We start from the raw sequence: 24,056 nt of genomic DNA, 5'->3' as shown, positions 1-24,056 counted from the left end.
TCAGTCGCCGAGGAAATCCTCCGCCGCCGACATCAGCGTCTCCCACGCCGGGTCCAGCGGCATCGGCACGTGGTTGCGGCTGCCCGTGATGACAAGGCGCGCGTCGGGCAGCCCCGCCGCCAGCAGCCGCGCCTGCTCGACCGGATGCACCGCGTCGTCGCGCGCGTGGATCACCAGCGCGGGCGCCCGCACCCGCTCGAGCAGGTCCGACACGTCGAACGCGTCGATCGCCCGGCGCAGGGCGACCGCCATCTCCGGCGTGGCCGAGGCGAGCTGCATCCCGACCATGCTCTCGAGCTCCTCGTGGCTGGCGTCGGGCATGTAGATCGCCGCGAAGCCCACGGCGAAGGCCGCGCCGGATCGTCCCCAGCCGTCGCGGATGATGGTCAGGATCGCCTGCGCGCGCTCGGCATCCTCCGCCGTGCCGCGCCGGCTCCGGCCCTGGACGTAGCCGCCGTAGAGCACGAGCCGCGAGACCCGCTCGGGGTGGAGCGCGGCAAAGGCGACGGCGACTGGAACGCCCTGCGAGGCAGCGAAGATCGGGAAGCGGTCCAGCCCCGCTGCGTCGGCCACAGCCCGGAGGTCCTCGACGAATCGGTCGAGCTCCAGCGGCGACGCGGACGCACCGGAGAGCCCGGTGCCGCGCTGGTCGTAGCGCGTGACGGAAAAGCGGGCGCCGAGCCGGTCGAGAAGCGGCCGCCAGACCGGGCTTCGCCAGTCGGCCTCCAGATGGGTCAGGAAATGGCCGGCCCGGAGCAACGGCGCGCCGCTGCCGGTCGTGGCGTAGGCGATGGCGGTGCCGTCGCGCGAGCGGGCCATCCGCACGTGTTGCCGCGAAACGGCGCCCGACTGGCGCGCATTCGTCGCCCGGACCTCAGGCAGGAAGCGGAACCCGCGGCGGGGCACGGTGCGCAGGATCTCCTGCCGCCGTCCGTCGTCGCCGAGGGCATGGCGCAGTTCGCTCACGCGCGAGGCTATCGCCGAGTCCGAGACGATGCGCCCGCCCCAGACCTCGGCCAGCATCTCGTCATGGGTGACGAGTTCGCCCGGCCGACGCACAAAGAGGGCCAGGAGGTCGAACACCTGCGGCTCGATGGCGACGGGCGCTCCCTCGCGGCGCAGTTCGTGCCGCGAGAGGTCCAGCTCGAACATGCCGAAGCGGTAGATCATCGCCCAAGCGTAGCGACGGCGGCAGCGGGCCGGCAAGCGCGAGCGCGCCGTCTGGACGCGTGACAAGGGTTCAGCGAGGGTTTCCGAAGATCTCCCGGAAGCGCGGCGCCACGCTTCACGGCATCCTGCATGGAATTCGAGGACAGGAGCCGAGACGATGCGACAGCCCCACGACGAGATCAGGCGCCGCCCGGACGGGTCGATAGACACCGCCCATTACAGCATGATCGGCCGGCGGCGCAGGGCGGACCAGGCGCGGTGGCTCTTTCGCCAGGTCACGCTGCGGTGCGACCAGCGCCGCTGAGACGCAGCCTGCTCCTGCTATCCATTCTCGCGCAGGACGTATCCAGCAAGGTAGAGGGAGCCGCAGATCAGGATGCGCGCGTCGGGTTCGGCCGCGACGATGGCGGCAAGCGCGGCTGCGACCTGGGGCGCGGTGGTGGCGCCGATGCCGCAGGCGGTGGCGGCGGCGGCGGTCTGGTCGGGCAACAGGGTGGCGTCGCTGTCCGGCACCGCGACGGCGTGCAGCGTGGCGACGTGCGGCGCGAGGGGGCGGAGGTAGCCCGCGACGTCCTTGGTGTTGAGCATCCCACAGATCAGGTGCCACCCGTTGCCGCCCATCCCGGCCAGCGTCGCCGCCAGCGCCTCCCCGGCCGCCGGATTGTGCCCGCCATCGAGCCAGAGCCGCGCCTGCCCCGCCGCCTGGACGAGCGGGCCCGTCGTCAGCCTCTGCATCCGCGCCGGCCAGTCGGCATCAACCGCTGCCTCGCAGGCGGCCTCATCTGCGCCGAGGTGGCGCAGCGCCGCGAGCGCGGTGCCGGCATTGATTACCTGATGCGGCCCCTTGAGCCGCGGCATCGGCAAGTCCAGGAGGCCGTGCTCGTCCGGGAAAAGCAGACGGCTCCGCTCCTCCCACACATGCCAGTGCTGGCCGTGCGCGATGAGGGGCGCGCCCAGCCGGGCCGCGGCCGCCTCGATCGCCTCCAGCGCCGCATCCTCCTGCGGGGCGACGACGCAGGGCACCTGCCGCTTGAGGATGCCTGCCTTCTCGCTCGCGATCTCGGCCAGCGTCTCGCCCAGGTATTGCTGGTGGTCGAGCGCGACCGGCGTGATCACCGAGAGGCGCGGCACGACCACGTTCGTCGCGTCGAGCCGGCCGCCGAGGCCGACCTCGAGCAGCGTCCAGTCCGCCGGCGTCCGGGCCATCGCCAAGAGCGCGGCGCAGGTGGTGATCTCGAAGTAGGTGATCGGCTCGCCGCCGTTCGCCGCCTCGACCTCGTCGAGCAGCGCCGTCAGGTCGGGCTCGGAAATGAGGTCGCCGGCCAGGCGGATGCGCTCGTGGAAGCGGGCGAGATGGGGCGACGTGTAGGCGTGGCACCGCTCGCCCCGCGCTTCCAACCCCGCCCGGATCATCGCCAGGGTGGAGCCCTTGCCGTTGGTCCCGGCGATGTGGATCACCGGCGGCAGGCGGTCCTGCGGATTGCCCAGGCGCTCGAGCAGGCGCCAGACCCGGTCGAGCGTCAGGTCGATGATCTTCGGGTGCAGCGACATCATCCTCTGCAGGATGACGTCGGAGCCTTCGGTCACGCGCCGCTTTCCTGCGCGGCGACCTTCTTCGCTGCGGCGTCCGGCTGCGGTGCCGCCTCGGGGCCCTCCGCCGGGGGCGGCAGTTCGCCCTTCACCGCGGGCGGCATGTGCTGGAGGATGCGCAGGATCACGATCAGCTCGTCGCGCATCCGCCTGCGGTCCGTCACCCGGTCGAGCATGCCATGCTCGAGCAGGTACTCGGCGCGCTGGAAGCCCTCGGGCAGCTTTTCGCGGATGGTCTGCTCGATCACCCGCGGACCCGCGAAGCAGATCAGCGCCCCGGGCTCGGCGATCTGGATATCGCCCAGCATCGCGTAGCTCGCCGTGACGCCGCCGGTGGTCGGGTGGGTCAGGACCACGATGTAGGGCAGCCGCGCCTCGCGCAGCATCTCGATCGCGACCGTCGTGCGGGGCATCTGCATCAGGCTGAGGATGCCCTCCTGCATACGCGCGCCGCCCGCCGCCGAGAACAGGATCAGCGGCCGCCGCGAGGCCACCGCCCGCTCGGCCGCGGCGATGATGGCGTTGCCCACATACATTCCCATCGAGCCCGCCATGAACGAGAAGTCCTGTGCCGCGGCCACCACGGGCGTGCGGCCGATTTCGCCCTCGGCCACCAGCATCGCCTCCTTCTCGCCGGTCGCCTTCTGCGCGGTGCGGAGGCGCTGGGGATAGGGCTTCTGGTCGCGGAAGTGCAGCGGGTCCTGCACCGGCGCCGGCACGTCGATCTCGGCATACGCGCCGTTGTCGAACAGCGCCTCGAACCGAAGTCGCGGCGAGATCTGCATGTGGTGGTCGCAGCTCGTGCAGACGTTGAGGTTCTCGCGCAGCTCGCGGTGGAAGAGCATCGTCCCGCACTCGTCGCACTTGGTCCAGAGGTTCTCGGGCACCTCGCGGCGGGTAAAGAGCGAGTTGATCCTCGGCCGAACGTAGTTCGTGATCCAGTTCATGGGCTTCTCCTCGCGCCGGCCGACAGGTAATCCGCCGCCGCGACGAATGCAAATCAGCGCCTCAGCACGGTCCGACAGAGCGCCCACGCAAGCACGATCAGCGCGAGGTCCGCCACCAGCAGCCAGACCACAGGCCCGCCCGTGTCGATGCCGTAGGGCGTCGTGTAGAGCGAGAGGCCGGTGATCGTTCCCTCCGTCGCGAGGAGCGCGATCGCGACGAAATTGTTGGCGAAGTGGAAGCCCCACGCCGCGCCGAGGCTGCCGGTGACGGCGGTGAGGTCCGCCGCAGCGAGGCCGAAAAGCGTGGCGCCGCCGATCAGGATGAGCGCGGTCGCGCCACTCACCGTCGGGTCGTAGTGCGCCACGCCGAAGAGGAGCGCGGGGAGCAGCATCCAGGCGAGCGGAGTGCGAAAGCGTGCCGCCAGCTGCTGGGTCAGGTAGCCGCGGAAGATCAGCTCCTCGGCGCCCGTCTGCACGATGAGCCCCAGCACGGTCAGCGGCAGGAGCGCAAGCCAGCGCTCCGGCGCAAGGTTGGGCCGCGCGTCGTGCAGCAGCGCCCAAAGCCCGATCATCAGCCCGTAAAAGGCGAAGACGACGGCGGCGGCGCCAACGAAGTCGCGCAGTACGCGGGGCGCGCGGCCGAAGAGCGTGCCAGCGCCCCGGCCATGCAGCACCCGCGCCACGACCACGGGCGCCGCCGCCATCCCTGCAAAGGTGGCCAGCAGCAGGAGCGCCAGCGCCGGCGCATCGGGCTCGACGAGACGACTCGCGAGCTCCAGCGCCCGCTCGCGTCCGTGCAGGAACGCCAGACCGCCGAAGAACCCGGCGAGCGAGAGTGCATAGACGGCCAGCATCGCCACGAAGCCGAGGAGAAGCCGCCAGAGCTGTGGCTGCCGGCGCGCAGGCGCCACGAAGGCCTCGAAGGCGGGTCGGTGCACGATCGTCTCTCCGATGGGCGCCGCACGGGTGCGGCAAGTCACCCGACCATGAAGTCGGCCGCGGCACGGGATGCAAGGCCGGGGCGCGACGCTTGTCTCGCCATCTCGGCTCGCCTATGCCGGAGCGCGAACGGGACCGGAGGATGGGGCAGGGCCATGCTGAAGCGCAAGTTCGACAAGTCGCGGCTGCCGAGCCGCCACGTGACGGAGGGGCCGTCGCGGGCGCCACACCGCAGCTACTACTACGCGATGGGCCTCAGCGAGGAGGAGATCCACCAGCCCTTCGTGGGCGTCGCCACCTGCTGGAACGAGGCCGCGCCCTGCAACATCGCGCTGAGCCGCCAAGCGCAGGCGGTGAAGTTGGGCGTCAAGGCGGCCTCTGGCACGCCGCGCGAGTTCACCACCATCACCGTGACCGACGGCATCGCGATGGGGCACGAGGGCATGCGCTCGTCGCTCGCCAGCCGAGAGGCCATTGCCGACACGGTGGAGCTGACGATGCGCGGGCACTGCTACGATGCCATCGTGGGCCTCGCTGGTTGCGACAAGTCGCTGCCGGGCATGATGATGGCGATGGTGCGGCTCAACGTGCCGTCGGTCTTCCTCTATGGCGGCTCGATCCTGCCGGGTCGCCTCGACGGGCGCGACGTCACCGTGCAGGACGTGTTCGAGGCCGTCGGCCGGCACCAGGCCGGCGACTATTCCGACGCCGAGCTGGCGATCCTCGAGCGCGTCGCCTGTCCCTCTGCCGGCGCCTGCGGCGGCCAGTTCACCGCAAACACGATGGCCTGCGTCAGCGAGGCGATCGGGCTCGCGCTGCCGATGTCCTCGGGCGCGCCCGCGCCCTACGAGAGCCGCGACCAGTACGCAGAGGCCTCCGGCGCGGCGGTGATGAACCTGCTGGAGAAGAACATCCGGGCGCGGGACATCGTCTCCCGGCAGAGCCTGGAGAACGCGGCACGCGTGGTGGCCTGTACCGGCGGCTCCACCAATGCAGGGCTGCACCTGCCCGCCATCGCGCACGAGGCGGGGATCGACTTCGACCTCTTCGCGGTCTGCGACATCTTCCACGACACGCCCTACTTCGTCGATCTCAAGCCCGGCGGGCAGTTCGTCGCCAAGGACCTATACGAGGCGGGCGGCGTGCCGGTGGTGATGAAGGAGCTGCGCAAGGCCAAGCTGTTGCACGAGGATTGCATGACGGCGACCGGCCGCTCGCTCGGCGAGGAACTCGACCGCATCGACCGCGAGGCGGACGGCCGGGTGATCCACCCGGTCTCGGCACCGCTCTCGAAGACCGGTGGCGTCGTCGGGCTGAAGGGCAACCTCGCGCCCGAGGGGGCCATCGTGAAGGTGGCCGGGATGAAGGTGGAGGAGCAGGTCTTCACCGGGCCTGCCCGCGTCTTCGAGTGCGAGGAGGACGCCTTCGAGGCGGTGCAGAAGCGCGCCTACGAGGAGGGCGAGGTCATCGTCATCCGCAACGAGGGACCGGCGGGCGGGCCAGGGATGCGCGAGATGCTGTCGACCACTGCCGCCCTTTCGGGGCAGGGAATGGGCAAGAAGGTGGCGCTCATCACCGACGGCCGGTTCTCGGGTGCGACGCGCGGCTTCTGCGTCGGCCACGTCGGGCCGGAGGCGGCGCACGGCGGGACGATCGCCCTAGTGCGCAACGGCGACGTGATCACCATCGACGCGATCCGGGGTGAGCTCAGCGTTGATCTGCCTGACGAAGAATTGGCTGCGCGCCGGTCGGCGTGGACCGGTCCTCGCGAGACGCTTTATGCCAGCGGCGCCCTCTGGAAGTACGCGCAGCAGGTCGGGGCCACGGTCAAGGGCGCGGTCACTCATCCCGGCGGCAAGGCGGAGCGCCACGTCTACATGGACCTCTAAGGGGCGCGGGCACGAGGGAGCATCGAACCCCCCTCGCGCCCGGCGCGGTTTGCGCCGGCGCGTTCATGAATTGCGGCGGGCGAGTTCGGCCTCACGATCCGCAAGGATCGTGGCGGCCGGCGGGGGATCGATGCCTCGTCGGCCGCGCCCCCTCACCGCATGACGCGGGGTCGGTGGTGACGTGAGGTTCTGGCCGCGGCAGGTTGCCCGCAGGGAGGAGCGCTTGAGCCTTTACCCACACCTTCTCGCCCCGCTCGACCTTGGTCACGTCACCCTGCCGAACCGGGTGCTGATGGGCTCGATGCACACCGGGCTCGAGGAAACGCGGGACTGGAACCGCGTCGCCGCCTTCTATGCCGAGCGGGCGCGCGGCGGCGTCGGACTGATGGTGACGGGCGGAATGGCGCCGAACCGCGAGGGGGGCGTGTTCCCCGGCGCGGCGGGGCTCTTCACGCCGGAGGACGTTGCGAACCACCGCCTGGTGACGGACCGGGTGCATGCCGACGGCGGGCGCATCGCGATGCAGATCCTCCATGCCGGGCGCTATGCCTACGGTCCCGATTGCGTGGCGCCGAGCGCGCTGAAGTCGCCGATCTCGCCGTTCCCGCCGCGCGATCTGGACGAGGCGGGAATCGAAAAGCAGATCTCGAACATCGCCACCGCAGCCGCGCGCGCCCGCGAGGCCGGCTACGACGGGGTCGAGGTGATGGGGTCGGAGGGCTACTTCCTAAACCAGTTCCTCGTCGCGCGCACCAACCGGCGGACCGACCGCTGGGGCGGCAGCTACGAAAACCGCATGCGCCTGCCGCTGGAGGTGGTGCGGCGGGTGCGAGAGGCGGTCGGGCGCGACTTCATCGTGATCTACCGGCTCAGCATGATCGACCTCGTCCCCGACGGCTCGACCTGGGACGAGGTGGTGACGCTGGCGAAGGCGGTGGAGGCGGCGGGCGCGTCGATCCTCAACACCGGCATCGGCTGGCACGAGGCGCGCGTCCCGACCATCGCGACCAGCGTCCCCCGCGCCGCCTTCACCTGGGTCACGCGCAAGCTGATGGGTGAGGTCGCGGTCCCCGTCGTGACTTCGAACCGGATCAACACGCCCGAGGTCGCCGAGCGGGTGCTGGCGGAAGGCTGCGCCGACATGGTCTCGATGGCGCGGCCCTTCCTGACCGACGCGGACTTCGTGCGCAAGGCGGCCGAGGGGCGGGCGGAGGAGATCGCGCCGTGCATCGCCTGCAACCAGGCCTGCCTCGACCACACCTTCGCGGGACGCATCAGCACCTGCCTCGTCAATCCGCGCGCCTGCCACGAAACCGAGCTCCAGGTACGCCAGGCCCCCTCCGCGCGGCGGATCGCGGTGGTCGGGGCGGGGCCGGCGGGGCTGTCTGCGGCGATGACGGCGGCGGAGCGGGGGCATCGCGTCACGCTCTTCGAGCGGGCGGAGCGGATCGGCGGACAGCTGAACCTCGCGCGGGTGATCCCGGGCAAGGAAGAGTTCCACGGCCTCGTCGGCTGGTACGAGACGATCGTGCGGCGGCTGGGGCTGGAGCTTCGGCTGGGCCATGAGGCGACGCCGGACGACCTCGCGGACTTCGACGACGTCATCGTGGCGACCGGGGTGCGGGCGCGCGATCCGGGCATCCCGGGGCAGGACGGGCCGAACGTCGTGGGCTACGCGGACGTGCTGCGCGGCGTGCCGGTGGGGCGCCAGGTCGCGGTGGTGGGCGCGGGCGGCATCGGCTTCGACGTCAGCGACTTCCTGGTGGAGGAGGGGCAGAGCCCGACCGAGGATCTGGAGGCGTGGCTCAGGACCTGGGGCGTCGCCGACCCGGCCGCGGCGCGCGGCGGGCTGGCGCCAGAGGGGCCGCGGCCGCATCCGCCGGCGCGGCAGGTGACGCTGCTGCAGCGCAAGGCGGAGCGGCCGGGCAAGCGGCTCGGCAAGACCACAGGCTGGATCCACCGCGCCGGACTGAAGATGCGGGGCGTGCAGATGCTGAGCGGCGTGACCTACGAGCGGATCGACGCAAGGGGTCTGCACATCACGCGGAACGGTGCGGCGGAGCTGATCAAGGCGGACACGGTGGTGCTCTGCGCCGGGCAGGAGAGCGAGCGGTCGCTGGCCGACGCGCTGGCCGGGCGCGGGATCGCCGCGCACGTCATCGGCGGGGCGGACGTGGCCGCTGAGCTCGACGCCAAGCGGGCGATTGATCAGGGTGTGCGCCTCGCCGCGCGGCTCTGAAGCGACGCATTCCGCTAAAATTCCGCTGTTTCGCGGCCGGGCACGGTCTCGCGGCCGGTCCGAGCATTGTCGCGGTGCGGGCACGATCTCGCCACACTCCCGTGCGACCACGCGCGCCGTAGCTGGCGAGGGACGGCAGATGGACCGACTGACGGAGATGGAAGCGTTCGCGACGGTCGTCGACCAGGGCGGCTTCACCGACGCGGCGCGCAAGATGGGGATCTCGAAGTCCGCCGTCTCCAAGCACGTCTCGTCGCTCGAGGCGCGGCTCGGGGCGCGACTGCTGAACCGCACCACCCGGCGGGTCAGCCCGACCGAGATCGGGCTTGCCTACTACGACCGGGCGCGGCGGGTGCTGAACGACGCGGGCGAGGCCGATGCGCTGGTCACCTCGATGCAGGCGGCGCCGACGGGAATGCTGCGGATCTCGGTCGCCACCGACTTCGGCACCAACCACCTGTCGCCGGTGCTGGGCGACTTCCTGCGAAGCTACCCCGACATCACCGTCAACATGGTCATGAGCAACCGCTACGTCGAGCTGATCTCGGAGGGGTTCGACATCGCGATCCGCGTTGGCGACCTCGAGGACAGCAGCCTGCGCGCGCGCAAGCTGGCCGAGACCAAGAAGCGGATGGTGGGCGCCCCCAGCTATTTCGCCGCCTTCGGCCGGCCGGCGCGGATCGACGACCTGAACGCGCACAAGCTCTTGCACTACTCGAATCAGAGCGCGGGATGCGTCTGGCGGCTGACGGCCCCCTCGGGCGAGGCGCGGCAGGTGCGCAGCGCCGGCTGGCTCACCGTTAACGACGGACAGACGCTGCTCAACGCGGCGATCGGCGGTCTCGGGATCGCCTACCTGCCGAACTATCTCTACGCTCGCGCGATGCGCGAGGGGCTGGTGGAGGAGGCCATCCCCGACCTGCCGGTCGAGCCGCTCGGCATTCATGCCGTATACCCGCCGGGACGCTTCACGCAGCCGAAGGTGCGGGCCTTCATCGATTATCTGGTCGACGTGTTCCGCGACCGCGGCGTCGACGGCTGGTAACGCGTCAGCGCGCCATCCCGTAGTACTCGCGGTTCGGCTGCATCGCGGTGGCCGAGGCGACGCGGTTCGACATCGCGAACATCCCGGCAACCGAGGCGATGTCCCAGATGTCGCGGTCGGAGAAGCCCGCGTCGCGCAGCGCCTGGCGGTCGCCTACGTTGATCTCTGCGCTCGCCTTCGTCACCTTCTCGGCAAAGGCCAGCATCGCCCGCCGGCGCGGGTCGAGGTCTGCAACGCGCCAGTTCGTCACCAGCTGCTCGCCCAGCACCGGGTCGCCCGACAGCGCCCGTACCGCCGCGCCATGGGCGACGAGGCAGTAGTGGCAGCGGTTCACCGCCGAGACTACGACCGCGATCATCTCGCGCTCGAGCTTCGACAGGCCGCTTTCGCCCAGCATCATCTCGTTGTAGAGCGCGGTGAAGGCGTCGAGCTTGGCGATGTCGAAGGCGTGGGCGCGCAGCACGTTCGGCACGAGGCCAAGCTTTTCCTCGCAGATGTCGAAGTAGCGCTGCGTCGCCTCCGGCAGCGGATCGACCGGCGGCAGGTCGAGAGCGGTCACGCGTTCGGTCATGGGGCCTCCCTGATGCGGTAGTGGTAGCCGGCCGTCTCTACCAGGCCCGCTTGCTCGTAGAGCGCGTTCGCAGCGACGTTGGCGCGGGTGACGGCGAGCGCGATCCAGCGAGCGTCATGTCTCAGCGCCCAGTTCGCGGCGAGGTGCAGGAGGCGAAGGCCGACGCCGGCGCGGCGGGCGTCGGGAAGCACCTCGATCGCGTGGAGCATCGCGACGCCCTCGGCGACCGACGCGAAGGCAGCGCCGGCGGGCCGCTCGCCGAGGCGGGCCAGCATCCACGCCCGAGGATCCGCCGCGCGGTCCATGACGGCCCAGCGGGCGGGCGAGAGGCCGCCGGTGCGCCATATCTCCTCCATCGCGCCAATGCGGTGGCTCGCGGTCCAGCCGGTGGCGGGCTTGATCCGCGCTGCGAGCGCGCGCGCCTCGCCCACCATCATCCGCGTCGGGTCCTTCACTGCGTAGCCTGCCGCCGCAAGCGCCGTGTCGAGCGCCTCCTCGCCCGGGCGCACCATCACGAGGGGCGGACTGTCGGGCCGGACCTCCACCGCGCCATCTGCGGTGGCCGACGAGACGCGACCGCCACCGCCGCCCCCGTCGCGGCGGGTCCAGCCGCCGTCGTGCCAGGTGCGGACCGGCGGCCACGTCGCCGCCGTCACGCGCATCAGCGTCGCGAAATCCGGCGGCGTCACCCGTCGACGACCATCGCCGATAGACGGTTCATCGCCTCGTCGAGCCGCGCCGGGTCGGTGCCGCGCACGACGAGGTGCGTGCCCTGCATTCCGTCGCGCAGGAAGGGGTAGCTGCCGATCGAGAGGTCCGGAAACGCCTGCGCCAGTTCCCGCAGCGGCTTGGCCACGTCACCCTCACCGCGCTCCACCCGGAGCGACTGGCTCAGCATCGGCGCACCACCGGTGAGCGTCGGCAGCACAGAGGCCACCATCGCGCGGAAGATCTCGGGCACACCCGCCATCACGTGGACGTTGCCGATGGTGAAGCCCGGCGCGGCCGAGATCGGATTGGCGATCAGCGTCGCGCCCTCCGGCACCCGCGCCATCCGCAGCCGCGCTTCGTTCAGCTCCCGGCCCGAACGCTCGTAGTGCGCCTCGAGCAGGGCGCGGGCGTCGTCGCGTACGTCGATGCCTGCGCCCATGGCCTCGGCCACGCAGTCGGAGGTGATGTCGTCGTGCGTGGGGCCGATCCCGCCGGAGGTGAAGACGTGGTCGTAGGTGCCCGAGAGGTCGCGGACAGCCTGGACGATCGCCTGCGGCACGTCCTTGACGATCCGCACCTCCCGCAGGTCGATCCCGACCGCGACGAGCTCCTGCGCCAGGTGGTGCATGTTGGCGTCGCGAGTGCGGCCGGACAGGATCTCGTCGCCGATCACCAGCATCGCGGCGGTGGGATTGGGCACGCGGTCCCTCCTTGTCCTGGGCTCGTCAGGCGGTATAGGCCCGGCGCGATGCGCTTTCCATCCCCTCTCGTGCCCGGCCGGCTGATCCGGCGCTACAAGCGTTTCCTCGCGGACGTGCGGCTGGACGACGGGCGCGAGGTGACGGCGCACTGCCCGAACCCCGGCAGCATGATCGGGCTGGCGGAGCCCGGCCTGCGGATCTGGGTCGAGCCGGGCCTGCCGGGGCGCAAGCTGCCCTACGCGTGGCGGCTGGCCGAGCTGTCCGGCGGGCATTGGGCCGGCATCGACACGGCGGTGCCGAACCGCGTGGTGGGCGAGGCCCTGCGCGCCGGACAGCTGCCCGAGCTCGCCGCCTATCGCACCGTCCTGCCCGAGCAGCGCTACGGCCGGGCGAGCCGCGTCGACTTCCTGCTGCGAGAGCCGGGCCTGCCCGACGCCTATGTCGAGGTGAAGAACGTGCATCTGCGGCGCGAGGGCGATCTGGCGGAGTTTCCCGACTGCGTGACGGCGCGCGGCGCCCGGCACCTCGCCGAGCTTGCGGAAGTCGCACGGGCGGGCCAGCGAGCCGTGATGCTCTATCTCGTGCAGCGGACCGACTGCGCGCGGATGCGCCTCGCGGCCGATCTCGATCCGGCCTACGCGGCCGCCGCCCTGGCAGCGGAGCGTGCCGGAGTGGAGTTCCTGTCCTACGGGACAAGCATCGACCGTGCGGGTGTGACGCTCGGTCTCGCGCTGCCGATCGAGCCGGGGGTGGCAGAAAAGCCGGAACGGAACTATCTTCGGGCATCGATCGAGCTCAGGTGACGGTATGGACGATCTCAAGAGCAGCCGGCTGACCAGGGACGGCATCCGCATGCACGAGTCCGGCGACTTTGCGGGGATGCGTCGCGCCGGCAGCCTGGCGGCAGGGATCCTTGACCAGGTCGCGCCGCGGATCGCGCCTGGCGTCACGACGGGCGAGATCGACGACTTCATCACGCGGCGGGTGGAAGAGGCCGGGGCGATCTCGGCCACGATCGGCTACAAGGGCTACCAGCACGCGAGCTGCATCAGCGTGAACCACGTCGTCTGCCACGGCATTCCCGGAGCCAAGGTGCTCAAGGACGGCGACATCCTGAACGTCGACATCACGGTGATCGTCGACGGCTGGTACGGCGACTCGAGCCGGATGTTCGTGGCGGGCAAGCTGGGCCGCAAGGCGGAGCGGCTGATCCAGGTCACGCACGACGCGCTGATGGTCGGGATCGGTGCCGTCCGGCCGGGCAACACGTTCGGCGACATAGGCCACGCGATCCAGACCTACGTCGAGGCGCAGCGGATGAGCGTCGTGCGCGACTTCTGCGGCCACGGGCTTGGCCGGGTATTCCATGCGCCACCGAACGTGCTGCACTACGGCCGTGCCGGCACTGGGCCGCGGCTGGAGCCGGGCATGTTCTTCACGATCGAGCCGATGGTGAACCTGGGCCGGCCGGAGACCAAGGTGCTCTCCGACGACTGGACGGCGGTGACGCGCGACAAGTCGCTCTCGGCGCAGTTCGAGCATTCGGTCGGCGTGACCGAAAACGGGTGCGAGATCTTCACGCTCTCGCCCGCCGGCCGCTTCCATCCCACCTGGGCGTGAACCTCCTCAGGCGCGCGCCAGCATCGTCACCGTCGTGTCGCCCCAGCGCCGTGCCGTCACCAGGACGAAGCCCGGCGGAGGCGCCTGCTCCTCACGCTCCTCCCAGACCATGAGCGCTTCGGCGGCGATCCAGCCGCCGTCGAGCGCACTCTGCAGCGCCCGCGCGCCCATGCCGCGGCCGTAGGGCGGGTCGAGGAAGACGAGGTCGCAGGGCGCGTCGACCGTCGGCGGCAGGCGCGTCGCGTCTGTGGACAGAACGCGCGCCGCCGCATCCGCCCGGAGGCGGGCGATGTTGGCGCGGATCAGGTTCTGTGCCTTGCGCCCGTCGTCGACGAAGACGGCGTGGCTGGCGCCGCGGCTCAGCGCTTCGAGTCCCAGTGCGCCGGTGCCGGCGAAGAGGTCAAGCACCCGCGCGTCCGTGACCGGGTTGCCGCGCGAAGCCAGCATGTTGAAGAGGCTCTCCCGCACCCGGTCGGCGGTCGGCCGCAGGCGCGCCTTGTCGTCGCCTCGTCCGAGCGGCGTGAGCGCGGTGCCGCGCCAGCGTCCGCCCACGATCCTCAGAGTGGCGGCTCCAGGCGCCCGAGAGCTTCGCGCCCCGCCTTCCTCATGACGTCGCCGCCCATCCCTCTCCCCTTGTGGCCGCCGCCCGGCTGTCGCCTATATGCGGTCTGACATCGGGAACATGCAAACGGGAGACGGCATGACGATAGCGGAAGGGGACAGGCTGCCGGGGGCGCATCTGCTGCGGCTGGGCGAAGACGGACCCGAACAGGTGGACCTGAGCGAGCGCTTGGCCGGGCGCAGAGTCGCGATCTTCGGCTTTCCGGGGGCCTTCACGCCCACCTGCGACTCCGCGCACATGCCGAGCCTCGTCCGGACGAGCCGCCAGATGCGCGACAGGGGTGTGGACGAGGTGATGTGCATCGCCGTGAATGATCCGTTCGTTCTCGATGTCTGGAGCAAGACCGCGGGGGCCGCGGAGGCCGGGATCACGGTGCTTGCCGACGCCGAATGCGCCTTTACCGAGGCGATCGGGATGCGCTTCGACGCGCCGCCGCGGGGCCTCATCGCGCGCTCCCAGCGCTACTCGATGCTGGTCGAGGATGGCGTCGTTCGGTACCTTCAGGTCGAGCAGGGCCGCGGCGTGTGCGAACTGACGACCGGCGAATCGATGCTCGAAGTGCTCTAGGGCTCGTACTGGATCAGAGGCTTCAGCTTGCGGCCTGAGCGTGGCTCTGTTGCAGAGATCGGCTGATTGCCGGCGTTCCTCTTTCCCGGACAGGCTGATTGGCTAGCTTCGTTGACGGGATCAGGAGACGATCGGGACCTGGAGTTCGGCCATCGGCGCCTACAGCGTTCGCAACATCATGCTGGTGGCGGGCGTCTGACTGTTGCATGACTAAGGACGAATTTCCGCTGGCGCTGGGATCGCTCTGTAAGAGCAACTTGCGCCGCGTCTCGTGAACCTCGCAGGGGACGATTGCATCTTTTTCCGCAGCACCGTTTCGGTCGTGTTGTCGCGACCATCGTCCCCTCGAGAACCCGGCAACTGGTGTGGCGGGCGCTGCGGCGCAGGTCGTCAATGGCCGAAGGGGCAGCGGCGTCACGTCGACGCCCTGTGCGAGGCACGGCGCTTCGACCGCGAGGAAAAGCGGCGCTTGGTCCAACGGCTCGACAAGACCTTCCGCGAACGCATCGACGTAAGCCCGGAACGTGTGCACCCGACATGACGAATGACTGGAGGAGACGCCTGTGAGCGAGCAATTGCGCGCCATCGCGCCCGGGGAGGCCCTTCGCGCGGCGATCAACCTGGGCAACCGAGCGCTGGCGCGTGAGGAGGATGGCGAGCTGCGTGGCATCACGCCCGCGCTTGCGAAGCGGCTCGCCGACGAGATCGGCAAACCCGTGGAATTCGTAGTTTATGGCGGTGCCGGCAAGACCTTCGACGACGCAGGCGAGGACCGCTGGGATGTCGGTTTCCTGGCGATCGACCCCGAGCGTGCCAAGACCGTCGCCTTCACCCGCCCCTACAAGGAGATCGTAGCCACGTATGCGGTGCGCGACGACAGCCCGGTCCGGTCGGTGGAGGATGCCGACAAGCCCGACACGCGGATCCTGGTCGCCCTCAACTCGGCCTACGACCTCTATCTGACGAAGGCGCTGCAGCATGCCGATCTGATCCGAGCCAGCGACCCCGGCGAATCCTTCGAGATGTTTCGTCGGGGCGAGGGCGATCTGGTCGGGGGCGTGCTGCAAAGCCTGCAGCGCGCGTTCCCCGAAGGGAGCGGGGTGCGGATCCTGCCCGGACGGATCACCGCGGTGCGGCAGGCGATGGTGCTGCCTTATCACGACGCGGACCGGATCGCGGCGCTTGACGCCTTTGTCGAGCGAGCGATCGCGGACGGCTTCGTCGAAGCGAACAGCTGACGAACGAGCGCGCCAACGGATTCGCAAGCAGGAACATGGAATGATCGACCTCTACACCTGGACGACACCGAATGGCCGTAAGGTCTCGATCCTTCTGGAAGAGCTTGGCCTGGAGTACGAGGTGCATCCGGTCAATCTGCGCGAAGACGAGCAGAAGACCCCGGAGTTCCTGAAGATCGGCCCGAACAACAAGATCCCGGTCATCGTCGATCGCGAGACCGGCCTGAGCCTGATGGAGTCGGGTGCAATACTCTGGTACCTGGCGGACAAGCACGGGCAGTTGCTGCCGGCCGATACCGCAGCGCGGATGGACGTGCTGCAATGGTTGATGTGGCAGATGGGCGGACTTGGCCCGATGGCAGGGCAAGCGCATCACTACGTCCATCAAAATCCCGGCAAGTACGAGTATCCCGAGGCCAAGCTCTCGAAGGAGGTCAACCGCCTCTATGGCGTGCTCGACCGACGGCTCGAGGGACGGGTTTATCTCTGCGGCGATTACACGATCGCCGACATTGCCTGCTGGCCTTGGGTCTCGCGCTACGAGTGGCACGGGGTGGAATTGGCGCGCTATCCCAACGTGCGGAATTGGTATCGACGGCTGCTGGAGCGCGAGGCGGTGCAGAAGGGGTACCACATCCCGCATTTCGTCAATGCCATCCCGCCGGGCTAACGCGCGCGCACCGGCGGAGGCATCTCTTATCCGAGCGCCTGCGCAATGTCATCGAAGATGCCGAGGTAGTCGGCGACAGCCCCTGGAGGCCTTTCAGAGCTATTCTGCATGAGCAGGGCAGGGCGACGCCTAACAGTGCAACGCAGACCATCCCGTTGCGTCAAGACCGGCCCCGAGATCACCCGCGGTCCGTTCCCGCTCTCGCTACAGAACATCCGGACCTGCTGCACCTGTGCGACATCGAGGTGAGCCACGATACTTTGCGGTTCAGGTGGAACTGGCTCGGCCCAAGGTTTGCCGCCGAGATGCAATTGGGCGATGCAGCGGTTGCGGCGGAGGCAAAGTCTGCAAGCCGCGACCGGGATTCCTCCGTCTTGGCGCACGCCGACAACAGCGTAGCCTCGCCTCAGTGCATCCCGCGGATCATGTACGAGAGGGCTACGGTGCGGCCGTAAGCGTCGTGTATCCCGCGGGCAGTCTCGAGCGCCCCCGCAAGGTTGCCCGCCTGAACCTGTATTTCGGCGATCGTCGAAAGGGCGGCGACCGCTGCTTCTTCGCTGTCGATGGCTTCCACCGTCTGGACTGCCGCAGCCCAATCGCCGGCATGTGCTTGCGCATGTGCCAGCAATTGTAGCGCGGTGGTTCGCGCACGAGCCACGCCAAGGCCATCGATTATCTCGCGCGCGCTTGCGAAATCACCACGCATTCCAAGTGCCGCGGCTACCGCGCTGAGGGCTTGGATGGTGCCCTCGTGATCAAGGATGCGGCGCGCCGTCCGGAGTGCGTCCTCGGCGTTTCCTGCTGCTGCTTGCTCGCGCGCGATCGTGATCAACGCGGAACGGTCTCCGTAGGCCTCTGCAATCAGCTGGCCCAGATCCGATGCCTGGTCAAACTCGCCGCGCTTGGCACGCTCTTCTACGATGGCGTTCAGGATTCCGAGATCGCCGAAGGCGACCTCGATCATGGAACCGATTTCCAGCGCCCTATCGAAGTCCCCCGCACGGACCCGAGCCACCGCTACCGCCTCTAGCGCACGAGCGCGCGCATGGGTGTTTTCGAGAGACTGAGCGGTGGCCAATGCGGCCTTGATCTCTCCGGCCTCCGCTTGGGCCGCAGCCACGTAAACTACCGCCTCGAAGTACCAAAAGGCCTCTTCCAAAACGTTGTCCGCGGCGCGCGTCGCGGCTTTCTTCCCGACTTCCGAGTTCCAGAAATCGGAAACCAGCCGATCCGCGCTTTCGAGGGCGCCAGCATGATCGCCCGACCGGGCCTGTTCTGCGACGATGGCCGCGCGGGCCTCCGACAGTCGAAGCGGGTCGCCTTGAATCCCATCGACGATCTCAAATGCGCGGGAGACTTGACCAGCGCGCGCATAAGCCACCGCCACGGCCTCCAGCGCCTCATGCCTGTTCAGGCGCTCCCGCACGCCGGAGATGCTGTCCGCGGTTTGAAGCGCGTCCTCAAGGTGCCCCTGCCGGGCCTGCTCTTTTGCCAACACCATCAGCGCCTCGGCCTGATCGCGCGGAAAGGCGATCGCGCGAACGGTGATCTGGGCTTCGGCGAAGGCTCCTGTCGCGGCCTGTGCCGTAGCCAGCGCGTAGAGCGCGCGGCTGCGCTCACGCTCTGAGTCAATGGACCCTGCGCTGATACGCGCCTCTTCGATGAGGCAGGAGGAAGGCGAGCTGTGACATTCCGGAAAATGGCGGGGCGACTGCGCCATGGCCGAGCAAGCAAGCGTCGCTGCAGACGACACGATAACCGCCAACAGTCTCATCGACGGCACTAATTTCCGTGTTCGCCGTCGCACCGGCCCTTGCGTCCCGAAGAGAAACGACGAGTCAGACCCGCTGCGTTCCGTCACGATCATCCAGCGCTATCATATGCAAGGCATTCGCCGGTGTACATGTACCCTCGCTGCCGGTCACCGCTCCCTGTCATCCTCATCCGCCTCCTGCCCGCACGATCGGAAGTACCTTCCGAGGCGTAAGCCGCACACCCGCGGTACCGCCCCGAGCCTTCGCGCTTAGCACGGCACGAGCTGGGTACGCGGTCCACGAAACTCCTATGAAACGCGGCTGCGGCATGACAATTTCGGAGCGGAGAAGCAGCGCGTCGGAGCAGATCGGCGCCACTGGAGGAGCGACTGTTGCCACCATTTGTCGGTGCGCTGATCGGGTTCGTCGCTCTGGTCTCGGCTTGGGGCGCCGTCGCGCAGGAGTACCTCGAGAACGTGCCGCCACTCGAGGAGCGGCTGACGGTCGATGTGCTGCCCCATGTATTCGCCGGAGCCAGCCGTATTGAGCCGGCCGATGACGGCGGACCTCCGGCCGTGGCCGCCTATGCGGGGGAGGGAGACGAGGAGGAGCTTGTAGGCTACATCTTTTCTACCCTCGACGTGTTGAGGGCTCCGGGCTACTCGTCCACGCCCTTCGACGTGGTAGCCGGCGTGACTTTGGGCGGACGGGTCACGGGCGCCGCGGTCCTGTTCCATCACGAACCGTACCTGCTGAACGACGAGCGCCGGACGTCGCAACTCGTGCGGTTCCTCGGCTCGATGTCCGGTATGGAGGGACGCCTGGGTGCCGCGGGCGGGATGGAGCCAGAATTCGTGGCGGGCGCGACCATCTCCGCACGCGCCATGCGCAACGCGGTGCTCGAGGGCGCAAAGATCGTGCTGCGCTATCGTAACGAGACTGTGCCCGTCACCGAGCCCACCGTGGACATGCTGAATTTCCGACCGATGAGCGCCGACGAGCTGATCGCCGATGGCGGGATCGCCAATGTCGTGGTCACCAACGCGACGCTCGAAGCGGCGATGGAGAAGGCCGGCCTCGGGCATCTGGAGCCGCAGGTGCTACCCCGTCGAGGCGCGGACGCGGTCTATCTCGATCTCCGGGCGGGGTACGCCAACGCCTCGACCATCGGACGGAACTCCGTCGGCCAGGGTGCCTATGACCGGCTCTACGAGCCGATGCGCAACGGGCGCCACGTTCTCGTCTTCGGATCGTACGGGACCTACGATTTCCGAGGAACGCAGTTCAACAACTATACCCACGGGTTTCGATTGGAGCGGATCACCGTCACCCAGGGCGAAACAGAGTTCGAGTTTCACAAGTCGGATCTAGTTTACACCGACTATTCGCTCGGCCGCGTCGCCAATGCGCTGATGCTTCCGGAGAGCGCGGAATGGGATCCATTCGCGCCCTGGCGCGCCGACATCCATGCGCAGGCGCGCCATCCCGACGGTCGGCTGGAGCCGTTTCACTTGACCAGCCTCGAATACCGACTGCCTCCGCAATATGTCCTGATGCCTCCATCGGCACCCAGGGCCGCCTGGATGGAACCGTGGGTGCAGCAGCGGGTTCCGCTCGTCATTCTCGGCTCGGCGCTCGGGCTCCTGACGCTGATCCTGGGCTTCCAGGGGCCGCTGACCCGTCGGAGAACGCTTCATCGCTGGGTGCGGCTCGGCTTCCTCGGGTTCACCATTGTCTGGCTGGGCTGGATCGCCAGCGCCCAGCTCTCGATCGTTCATCTGATCAATTACCTGCAGGCGCCGTTTCAGGGTCTCGGTCTTGCCTTCTATCTGGCAGAGCCGCTGATCGTGCTGATCAGCGTCTACACCGCCGTTTCGCTGATCATTCTCGGCCGCGGCGTGTTCTGCGGATGGCTCTGCCCGTTCGGCGCGCTTCAGGAACTGCTGGCCCACGTGGCGCGGCTCTTCAGGCTGCCCCAGTGGAACCCCTCCGAGCGCCTGCAGCGCAAGCTCTGGTGGGGCAAGTATGCCTCGCTCGTCATCGTGGTCGGGCTTGCCATTGTTGCGCCCGCAGCAGGCGCGATCGCCGCAGAGATCGAACCTTTCAAGACCGCCATCACCGCGATCTTCCAGCGGGGCTGGCCCTATGTCGTCTATGCCGTGATCCTGCTCATCATCGGCCTGTTCACGGAGCGTGCGTTCTGCCGTTTCCTTTGCCCGCTCGGCGGGGCTTTGGCGATCTTGGGCCGGGTGCATCTGGTCGATCTTCTGAAGCGCCGGCCTGAATGCGGCAGTCCGTGCAAACTGTGCGAGCGCGCCTGTCCGGTGAAGGCGATCGAGAGATCGGGCAGGATCAAGATGGCCGAGTGCTTCCAGTGCCTGGATTGCATGGTCGAGTACCACGACGATCGACGCTGCCCGCCGCTGGCCAAGCTGCGCAAGATTCGTCAGCGGGCGCAGGGCGCCCCGGGCCGCCAAGCACCGCAGCCGAACCGAGGTGTTTTGGCCCCGCGGCCTGCCGCCGCAATCGTCGAGCCGGCAGAATGACACGCGACCGGCATGGGTCGCCCAGCGGGCCGGGCCATGCGCGGCTGAGCCGCCGCCGGATGCTGAAGATCGTCGCTGTTGCCGGAGCCCTGCCGGCCGGCGTACTCGGCCTGCGCGAGCTCAGCCCGACACCCGCGCCAGTTGAGTGGTTCGGCGAGGTAATGAACGCCCCGGCGCGACTGACGCTTTGGCATCCAGACTCCGGCGTCGTGCGGCGCGCCTTGACCCGCATCCGGGTCGAAACCGCACGGCTGGACGACATCTTTGGCCTCGACCGTCCGCACGGCGAGCTCGCGCGCTTGAACGCCACCGGGCGCCTCGACGCACCCTCCAAGGATCTTGTGTCGGTGCTGGAACTGGCGCAGGAGATCGGGGCGATCAGCCGTGGCGCCTTCGATCCGACGATCCAGCCGCTCTGGAAGGCTTATGCCAGGCATTTCGCGCAGCCCGCTGCGGCGCCAGAGGGGCCTGATCCAGCCAGCCTGGACCGGCTGCGGCCGATCATCGGCTATGAAGGTATAGAAGCGGCGTCGCGAGCCGTCGTGCTCGCGCGAGCCGGCATGGCTCTGAGCCTCAACGGCATTGCACAGGGGTACATCACTGATCGAGTCACCGACCTGCTCCGCAATGAGGGTTTCGATCATGCGATGGTCGAGATGGGGGAGAGCCGGGCGCTGGGGACCGCCCCCGATGGCGCGCCATTCCCCGTGCGACTGCTGAACCCGTTCGACCCGAACCGTATGAATCGGCGGGTGGACCTCAGCGATGCTGCTCTGTCGGTTTCAGGAGGCTACGGAACCCGATTCAGCGAGACGGCGCACCATCTGTTCGACCCGGCCACCGGACGGAGCGCCCAACGCGTCCGCGACGTGGCGGTGATGGCACCGCGCGCAGTCCTGGCCGATGCACTCTCCACCGCGATCTATGTCGGTGGAGAGGCCGCCGCCCCCCGGATTCTCGCAGCCTACCCGACGGCTCGGGCCTGGTTGACCCGCAACGACGGCTCGCAAGGCGTCTTGACCGCGCCACCTTCAGGTGCGTAACGCACCTGAACGCTATGACTTGCCAGCGTTCTCGGGGCGGAACCCTGCCGCGCGACGTTCGCCGGGAAGTCTGCTCGCTTCGCCCCAAAAGGATCTGCTGGCGATGGTCCGGCCGCGACAGATCTCTGGAATGGCGCTAGCTTCTGTGCCAGCTTGACCAGCAACATGCAGAGGGCAGGAAGCTTGATCTGCTCCAGCCCGCTGCAGCTGGTTTTGAGAGCCACATGCAGGCGGTCCGGACGAATGCGCGCCGCATGCCGCTGACGAGGGTCCTGATGGCGGAACGAAGCAAGAGGTGCGACGGCACCGTCAGGCGGCTCCGCACCTACCTGCTCCAGAATTTCGAGCCCGTCTGGCACTTGGTGGCGTCAGTGCCGTTCTTGGCCAGGCGGGCGAACACCTACATCATCAACACCGCTTGCAACGCCGCTGCCGCAAGGCCGCACCCGATGAGCACGCGGACGGACTACACATCGTGGTCGTCGCTGACGGACCGAACGTTCCTCGGTCGATCCATTCCGCCGGCGGAGCCGGACCCTGACCTGCCCTCCGTCGAGGAGGTGACGAAGCTCTTCATTCCGCGCGACGGCAGGCAGCGCGAATGTTCGAAGTCGACGCTGCTCTTCCCGGTCTTCGCGCAGTACCTCACCGACGGTTTCCTGCGCACGGACATGAAGGATCGGCGCAAGACGACCTCGAACCACGACATCGACCTGTCGCCGCTCTATGGCAGGACGCCGACGCAGACGTCTGCGCTGCGGCTGAAGTCGGATGAGCCCGGTCGCAGGGGCAGGCTGAAGTCACAGAACATCGAGGGCGAGGAGTTCCCGCCCTCGCTCTACGACGCAGGCACCGGCAAGCTGCACGCCGATTTCGTTGATGACCACGGGGCGCACTTGCTGGACCCGCCGCTCGGTCTGCGGGACGACTGGGCGTTCGGAGAGCACTCGCGGCGCTATCTGTTCGCCGTGGGCGGCGACCGCGCCAACTCCACCGCGCTGGTCGGTATGATGAACACTCTGTTCCTGCGCGAGCACAACCGGCTGGCCGGCGAGCTCGAGAGGCTCAACCCGGAGTGGGACGACACCCGCGTCTTCGAGACCGCCCGCAACATTGTCATAGTGCTCTTCATCAAGATCGTCGTCGAGGAGTACATCAACCACATCTCGTCAGCCTGCTTCAGACTTCGCGCCAACCCGGCCGTCGCCTGGCCCGCGCCCTGGAACCGGCCAAACTGGATGACGGTAGAATTCTCGCTGCTTTATCGATGGCACTCTCTGATCCCGAAAGAGATGCACTGGGACGGGCGGTTGGTCGATTCGGCGACGCTGCTGCTGGACAATTCCTCTCTGGTCCAGGCGGGGCTCGCCAATGCGTTCAAGTGGGTCAGCCAGACCCATGCGGCGAAGCTGGACCTGCACAACACCGCGATCTTCCTCGAGCGCGACATGACGGTCGAGTCTCTCGCGATCCGGCAGAACAGAGAGCAGCGCCTCCAGGGCTACAATGCCTATCGAAAGTCGATGGGGATGAAGGTCGTCGACGGCTTCGACTGCATTACCGAGGACGAGGCGTTGCGCGCCGAATTGTCGACGCTCTACGGCCATCCCGACAGGGTGGACTTCTACGTCGGACTGTTCGCGGAAGACAACGGGCCCAATTCTCCGATGCCACCGCTGCTTGGTGCCATGGTGGCACTCGATGCCTTCTCGCAGGCGCTCAACAACCCGCTTCTGTCGAAGCAGGTCTACAACGCGCGGACCTTCAGCGAGTTCGGGATGGAGGTGATCGAGCGGACCGAGGCCCTCGCGGACATCGTGGCGCGCAACCCGGGGGCGAAGTCACCCGCCGATATCAGCGCCGCTACCGTGCGCATGACGCGCGCCGACTGGAAGCGACGGCATGCGGCCTTCTGACTGGCGACTGTAGCTTGAAGAACAGGAAGAGATGGCGCCGCCGGGGGACCAGCTTGCCGTAGAGGGCCTGCGCGACGGAGTTGCACAGCCGCAGCAGGCTCTCCATGAGCTCCGCGGTCTGGCGCAACGCCATGCCGAACAGCACCCTCATCGTCGGGCAAGGCTGGATGGCGGTATCGCTGCAGGTTTGCAGTCGGCCGCGCCGACCTGTCGGCGTGGCATCCCGGCTCATCCCGGAGCTGCGTGGTGGTCTGCACTGCGCCTGAGACGAACATGCG

At 68.6% G+C, this 24,056-nt stretch carries 21 protein-coding genes and 1 pseudogene; 12 read left to right on the top strand and 10 right to left on the bottom strand.

Going from position 1 to position 24,056, the window contains the following annotated elements:
• Nucleotides 1-1,170, bottom strand: coding sequence for an alpha/beta fold hydrolase (locus JM664_RS01655; RefSeq protein WP_227418158.1), 1,170 nt, complete (start codon nt 1,168-1,170; stop codon nt 1-3).
• A 157-nt stretch (nt 1,171-1,327) separates the two neighbouring features.
• Here JM664_RS01655 and JM664_RS01650 point away from each other — a divergent pair, with 157 nt between their 5' ends.
• Nucleotides 1,328-1,474, top strand: a complete 147-nt coding sequence (locus JM664_RS01650; protein ID WP_227418157.1) for a hypothetical protein — start codon at nt 1,328-1,330, stop codon at nt 1,472-1,474.
• Nucleotides 1,475-1,491: 17 nt separating this feature from the next.
• Here JM664_RS01650 and JM664_RS01645 read toward each other — a convergent pair whose 3' ends face one another.
• The 3 genes from JM664_RS01645 to JM664_RS18840 are packed head-to-tail and all read right to left on the bottom strand — an operon-like array spanning nt 1,492 to nt 4,645.
• Nucleotides 1,492-2,757 (bottom strand): bifunctional folylpolyglutamate synthase/dihydrofolate synthase, encoded by a 1,266-nt coding sequence (locus JM664_RS01645; RefSeq protein ID WP_227418156.1) that lies wholly within the window; start codon nt 2,755-2,757, stop codon nt 1,492-1,494.
• Nucleotides 2,754-3,707 carry an acetyl-CoA carboxylase, carboxyltransferase subunit beta gene (gene accD / locus JM664_RS01640; RefSeq protein WP_227418155.1) on the bottom strand — a complete coding sequence of 318 codons (954 nt, stop codon included), beginning with the start codon at nt 3,705-3,707 and terminating at the stop codon, nt 2,754-2,756. The genes JM664_RS01645 and accD overlap by 4 nt, the downstream gene beginning before the upstream one ends.
• 53 nt (nt 3,708-3,760) lie before the next feature.
• On the bottom strand, nt 3,761-4,645 hold the full coding sequence (locus JM664_RS18840) for a CPBP family intramembrane glutamic endopeptidase (protein WP_227418154.1): 885 nt from the start codon (nt 4,643-4,645) through the stop codon (nt 3,761-3,763).
• 156 nt (nt 4,646-4,801) lie between these two features.
• Here JM664_RS18840 and ilvD point away from each other — a divergent pair, with 156 nt between their 5' ends.
• The 3 genes from ilvD to JM664_RS01620 all read left to right on the top strand — a co-directional run bounded on the left by ilvD (nt 4,802) and on the right by JM664_RS01620 (nt 9,819).
• Nucleotides 4,802-6,535, top strand: a complete 1,734-nt coding sequence (gene ilvD / locus JM664_RS01630; protein WP_227418153.1) for a dihydroxy-acid dehydratase — start codon at nt 4,802-4,804, stop codon at nt 6,533-6,535.
• Nucleotides 6,536-6,758: 223 nt separating this feature from the next.
• A complete protein-coding gene (locus tag JM664_RS01625; RefSeq protein ID WP_227418152.1) occupies nt 6,759-8,774 on the top strand; it encodes an NADPH-dependent 2,4-dienoyl-CoA reductase in 2,016 nt (671 codons plus the stop codon).
• Between the two features lie 139 nt (nt 8,775-8,913).
• Nucleotides 8,914-9,819, top strand: a complete 906-nt coding sequence (locus JM664_RS01620) for a LysR family transcriptional regulator (RefSeq protein WP_227418151.1) — start codon at nt 8,914-8,916, stop codon at nt 9,817-9,819.
• Nucleotides 9,820-9,823: 4 nt separating this feature from the next.
• Here JM664_RS01620 and JM664_RS01615 read toward each other — a convergent pair whose 3' ends face one another.
• The 3 genes from JM664_RS01615 to JM664_RS01605 are packed head-to-tail and all read right to left on the bottom strand — an operon-like array spanning nt 9,824 to nt 11,801.
• Nucleotides 9,824-10,390, bottom strand: a complete 567-nt coding sequence (locus JM664_RS01615; RefSeq protein ID WP_227418150.1) for a peroxidase-related enzyme — start codon at nt 10,388-10,390, stop codon at nt 9,824-9,826.
• A complete protein-coding gene (locus JM664_RS18835) occupies nt 10,387-11,079 on the bottom strand; it encodes a GNAT family N-acetyltransferase (protein WP_227418149.1) in 693 nt (230 codons plus the stop codon). Before JM664_RS18835 ends, JM664_RS01615 begins: the two co-directional genes overlap by 4 nt.
• Nucleotides 11,076-11,801, bottom strand: a complete 726-nt coding sequence (locus tag JM664_RS01605) for a competence/damage-inducible protein A (protein WP_227418148.1) — start codon at nt 11,799-11,801, stop codon at nt 11,076-11,078. Before JM664_RS01605 ends, JM664_RS18835 begins: the two co-directional genes overlap by 4 nt.
• Nucleotides 11,802-11,849: 48 nt before the next feature.
• On the opposite strand from JM664_RS01605, the gene sfsA reads away from it, so the two are divergent.
• Both sfsA and map read left to right on the top strand, forming a co-directional pair.
• Nucleotides 11,850-12,605, top strand: a complete 756-nt coding sequence (sfsA, locus tag JM664_RS01600; RefSeq protein ID WP_227418147.1) for a DNA/RNA nuclease SfsA — start codon at nt 11,850-11,852, stop codon at nt 12,603-12,605.
• 4 nt (nt 12,606-12,609) lie between these two features.
• On the top strand, nt 12,610-13,422 hold the full coding sequence (gene map, locus JM664_RS01595; protein ID WP_227418146.1) for a type I methionyl aminopeptidase: 813 nt from the start codon (nt 12,610-12,612) through the stop codon (nt 13,420-13,422).
• Nucleotides 13,423-13,428: 6 nt separating this feature from the next.
• Here map and rsmD read toward each other — a convergent pair whose 3' ends face one another.
• Nucleotides 13,429-13,983 (bottom strand): 16S rRNA (guanine(966)-N(2))-methyltransferase RsmD, encoded by a 555-nt coding sequence (rsmD, locus tag JM664_RS01590; RefSeq protein WP_227418344.1) that lies wholly within the window; start codon nt 13,981-13,983, stop codon nt 13,429-13,431.
• Between the two features lie 139 nt (nt 13,984-14,122).
• On the opposite strand from rsmD, the gene JM664_RS01585 reads away from it, so the two are divergent.
• From JM664_RS01585 to JM664_RS01575, 3 genes are all read left to right on the top strand, one after another.
• Nucleotides 14,123-14,611, top strand: a complete 489-nt coding sequence (locus tag JM664_RS01585) for a peroxiredoxin (protein WP_227418145.1) — start codon at nt 14,123-14,125, stop codon at nt 14,609-14,611.
• Nucleotides 14,612-15,174: 563 nt separating this feature from the next.
• Nucleotides 15,175-15,849 (top strand): transporter substrate-binding domain-containing protein, encoded by a 675-nt coding sequence (locus tag JM664_RS01580; protein ID WP_227418144.1) that lies wholly within the window; start codon nt 15,175-15,177, stop codon nt 15,847-15,849.
• A gap of 40 nt (nt 15,850-15,889) precedes the next feature.
• A complete protein-coding gene (locus JM664_RS01575) occupies nt 15,890-16,519 on the top strand; it encodes a glutathione S-transferase family protein (protein ID WP_227418143.1) in 630 nt (209 codons plus the stop codon).
• A 406-nt stretch (nt 16,520-16,925) separates the two neighbouring features.
• On the opposite strand, the gene JM664_RS01570 is transcribed toward JM664_RS01575, so the two are convergent.
• Complete coding sequence (locus tag JM664_RS01570) at nt 16,926-18,239, bottom strand: tetratricopeptide repeat protein (protein WP_227418142.1); 1,314 nt, start codon at nt 18,237-18,239, stop codon at nt 16,926-16,928.
• A gap of 609 nt (nt 18,240-18,848) precedes the next feature.
• Here JM664_RS01570 and JM664_RS18830 point away from each other — a divergent pair.
• The 3 genes from JM664_RS18830 to JM664_RS01555 all read left to right on the top strand — a co-directional run bounded on the left by JM664_RS18830 (nt 18,849) and on the right by JM664_RS01555 (nt 23,778).
• Complete coding sequence (locus JM664_RS18830) at nt 18,849-20,819, top strand: 4Fe-4S binding protein (protein WP_227418141.1); 1,971 nt, start codon at nt 18,849-18,851, stop codon at nt 20,817-20,819.
• A complete protein-coding gene (locus JM664_RS01560) occupies nt 20,816-21,862 on the top strand; it encodes an FAD:protein FMN transferase (protein WP_227418140.1) in 1,047 nt (348 codons plus the stop codon). Before JM664_RS18830 ends, JM664_RS01560 begins: the two co-directional genes overlap by 4 nt.
• A 275-nt stretch (nt 21,863-22,137) precedes the next feature.
• The gene (locus tag JM664_RS01555; RefSeq protein WP_227418139.1) at nt 22,138-23,778 is read left to right on the top strand and encodes a peroxidase family protein; all 1,641 of its coding nucleotides are present in this window, start codon (nt 22,138-22,140) and stop codon (nt 23,776-23,778) included.
• Here JM664_RS01555 and JM664_RS01550 read toward each other — a convergent pair.
• Nucleotides 23,726-24,010, bottom strand: a pseudogene (locus JM664_RS01550) (transposase); the annotation flags it as partial. The gene JM664_RS01555 and the pseudogene JM664_RS01550 overlap by 53 nt on opposite strands.
• Nucleotides 24,011-24,056: the final 46 nt, after the last annotated feature.

The organism is Roseitranquillus sediminis, assembly GCF_016918935.1.
GTDB lineage: Bacteria > Pseudomonadota > Alphaproteobacteria > Rhodobacterales > Rhodobacteraceae > Roseitranquillus > Roseitranquillus sediminis.
This window is presented reverse-complemented; position numbering and strand designations above follow the sequence as displayed.

Bases quoted from the DNA above. Each gene is read 5' to 3' on its own strand.
- JM664_RS01655 (WP_227418158.1), bottom strand. From the start codon at position 1,170: ATGATCTACCGCTTCGGCATGTTCGAGCTGGACCTCTCGCGGCACGAA.
- JM664_RS01650 (WP_227418157.1), top strand. From the start codon at position 1,328: ATGCGACAGCCCCACGACGAGATCAGGCGCCGCCCGGACGGGTCGATA.
- accD (WP_227418155.1), bottom strand. From the start codon at position 3,707: ATGAACTGGATCACGAACTACGTTCGGCCGAGGATCAACTCGCTCTTT.
- ilvD (WP_227418153.1), top strand. From the start codon at position 4,802: ATGCTGAAGCGCAAGTTCGACAAGTCGCGGCTGCCGAGCCGCCACGTG.
- JM664_RS01620 (WP_227418151.1), top strand. From the start codon at position 8,914: ATGGACCGACTGACGGAGATGGAAGCGTTCGCGACGGTCGTCGACCAG.
- JM664_RS01615 (WP_227418150.1), bottom strand. From the start codon at position 10,390: ATGACCGAACGCGTGACCGCTCTCGACCTGCCGCCGGTCGATCCGCTG.
- sfsA (WP_227418147.1), top strand. From the start codon at position 11,850: ATGCGCTTTCCATCCCCTCTCGTGCCCGGCCGGCTGATCCGGCGCTAC.
- map (WP_227418146.1), top strand. From the start codon at position 12,610: ATGGACGATCTCAAGAGCAGCCGGCTGACCAGGGACGGCATCCGCATG.
- JM664_RS01585 (WP_227418145.1), top strand. From the start codon at position 14,123: ATGACGATAGCGGAAGGGGACAGGCTGCCGGGGGCGCATCTGCTGCGG.
- JM664_RS01575 (WP_227418143.1), top strand. From the start codon at position 15,890: ATGATCGACCTCTACACCTGGACGACACCGAATGGCCGTAAGGTCTCG.
- JM664_RS01570 (WP_227418142.1), bottom strand. From the start codon at position 18,239: ATGGCGCAGTCGCCCCGCCATTTTCCGGAATGTCACAGCTCGCCTTCC.
- JM664_RS01560 (WP_227418140.1), top strand. From the start codon at position 20,816: ATGACACGCGACCGGCATGGGTCGCCCAGCGGGCCGGGCCATGCGCGG.
- JM664_RS01555 (WP_227418139.1), top strand. From the start codon at position 22,138: ATGGCGGAACGAAGCAAGAGGTGCGACGGCACCGTCAGGCGGCTCCGC.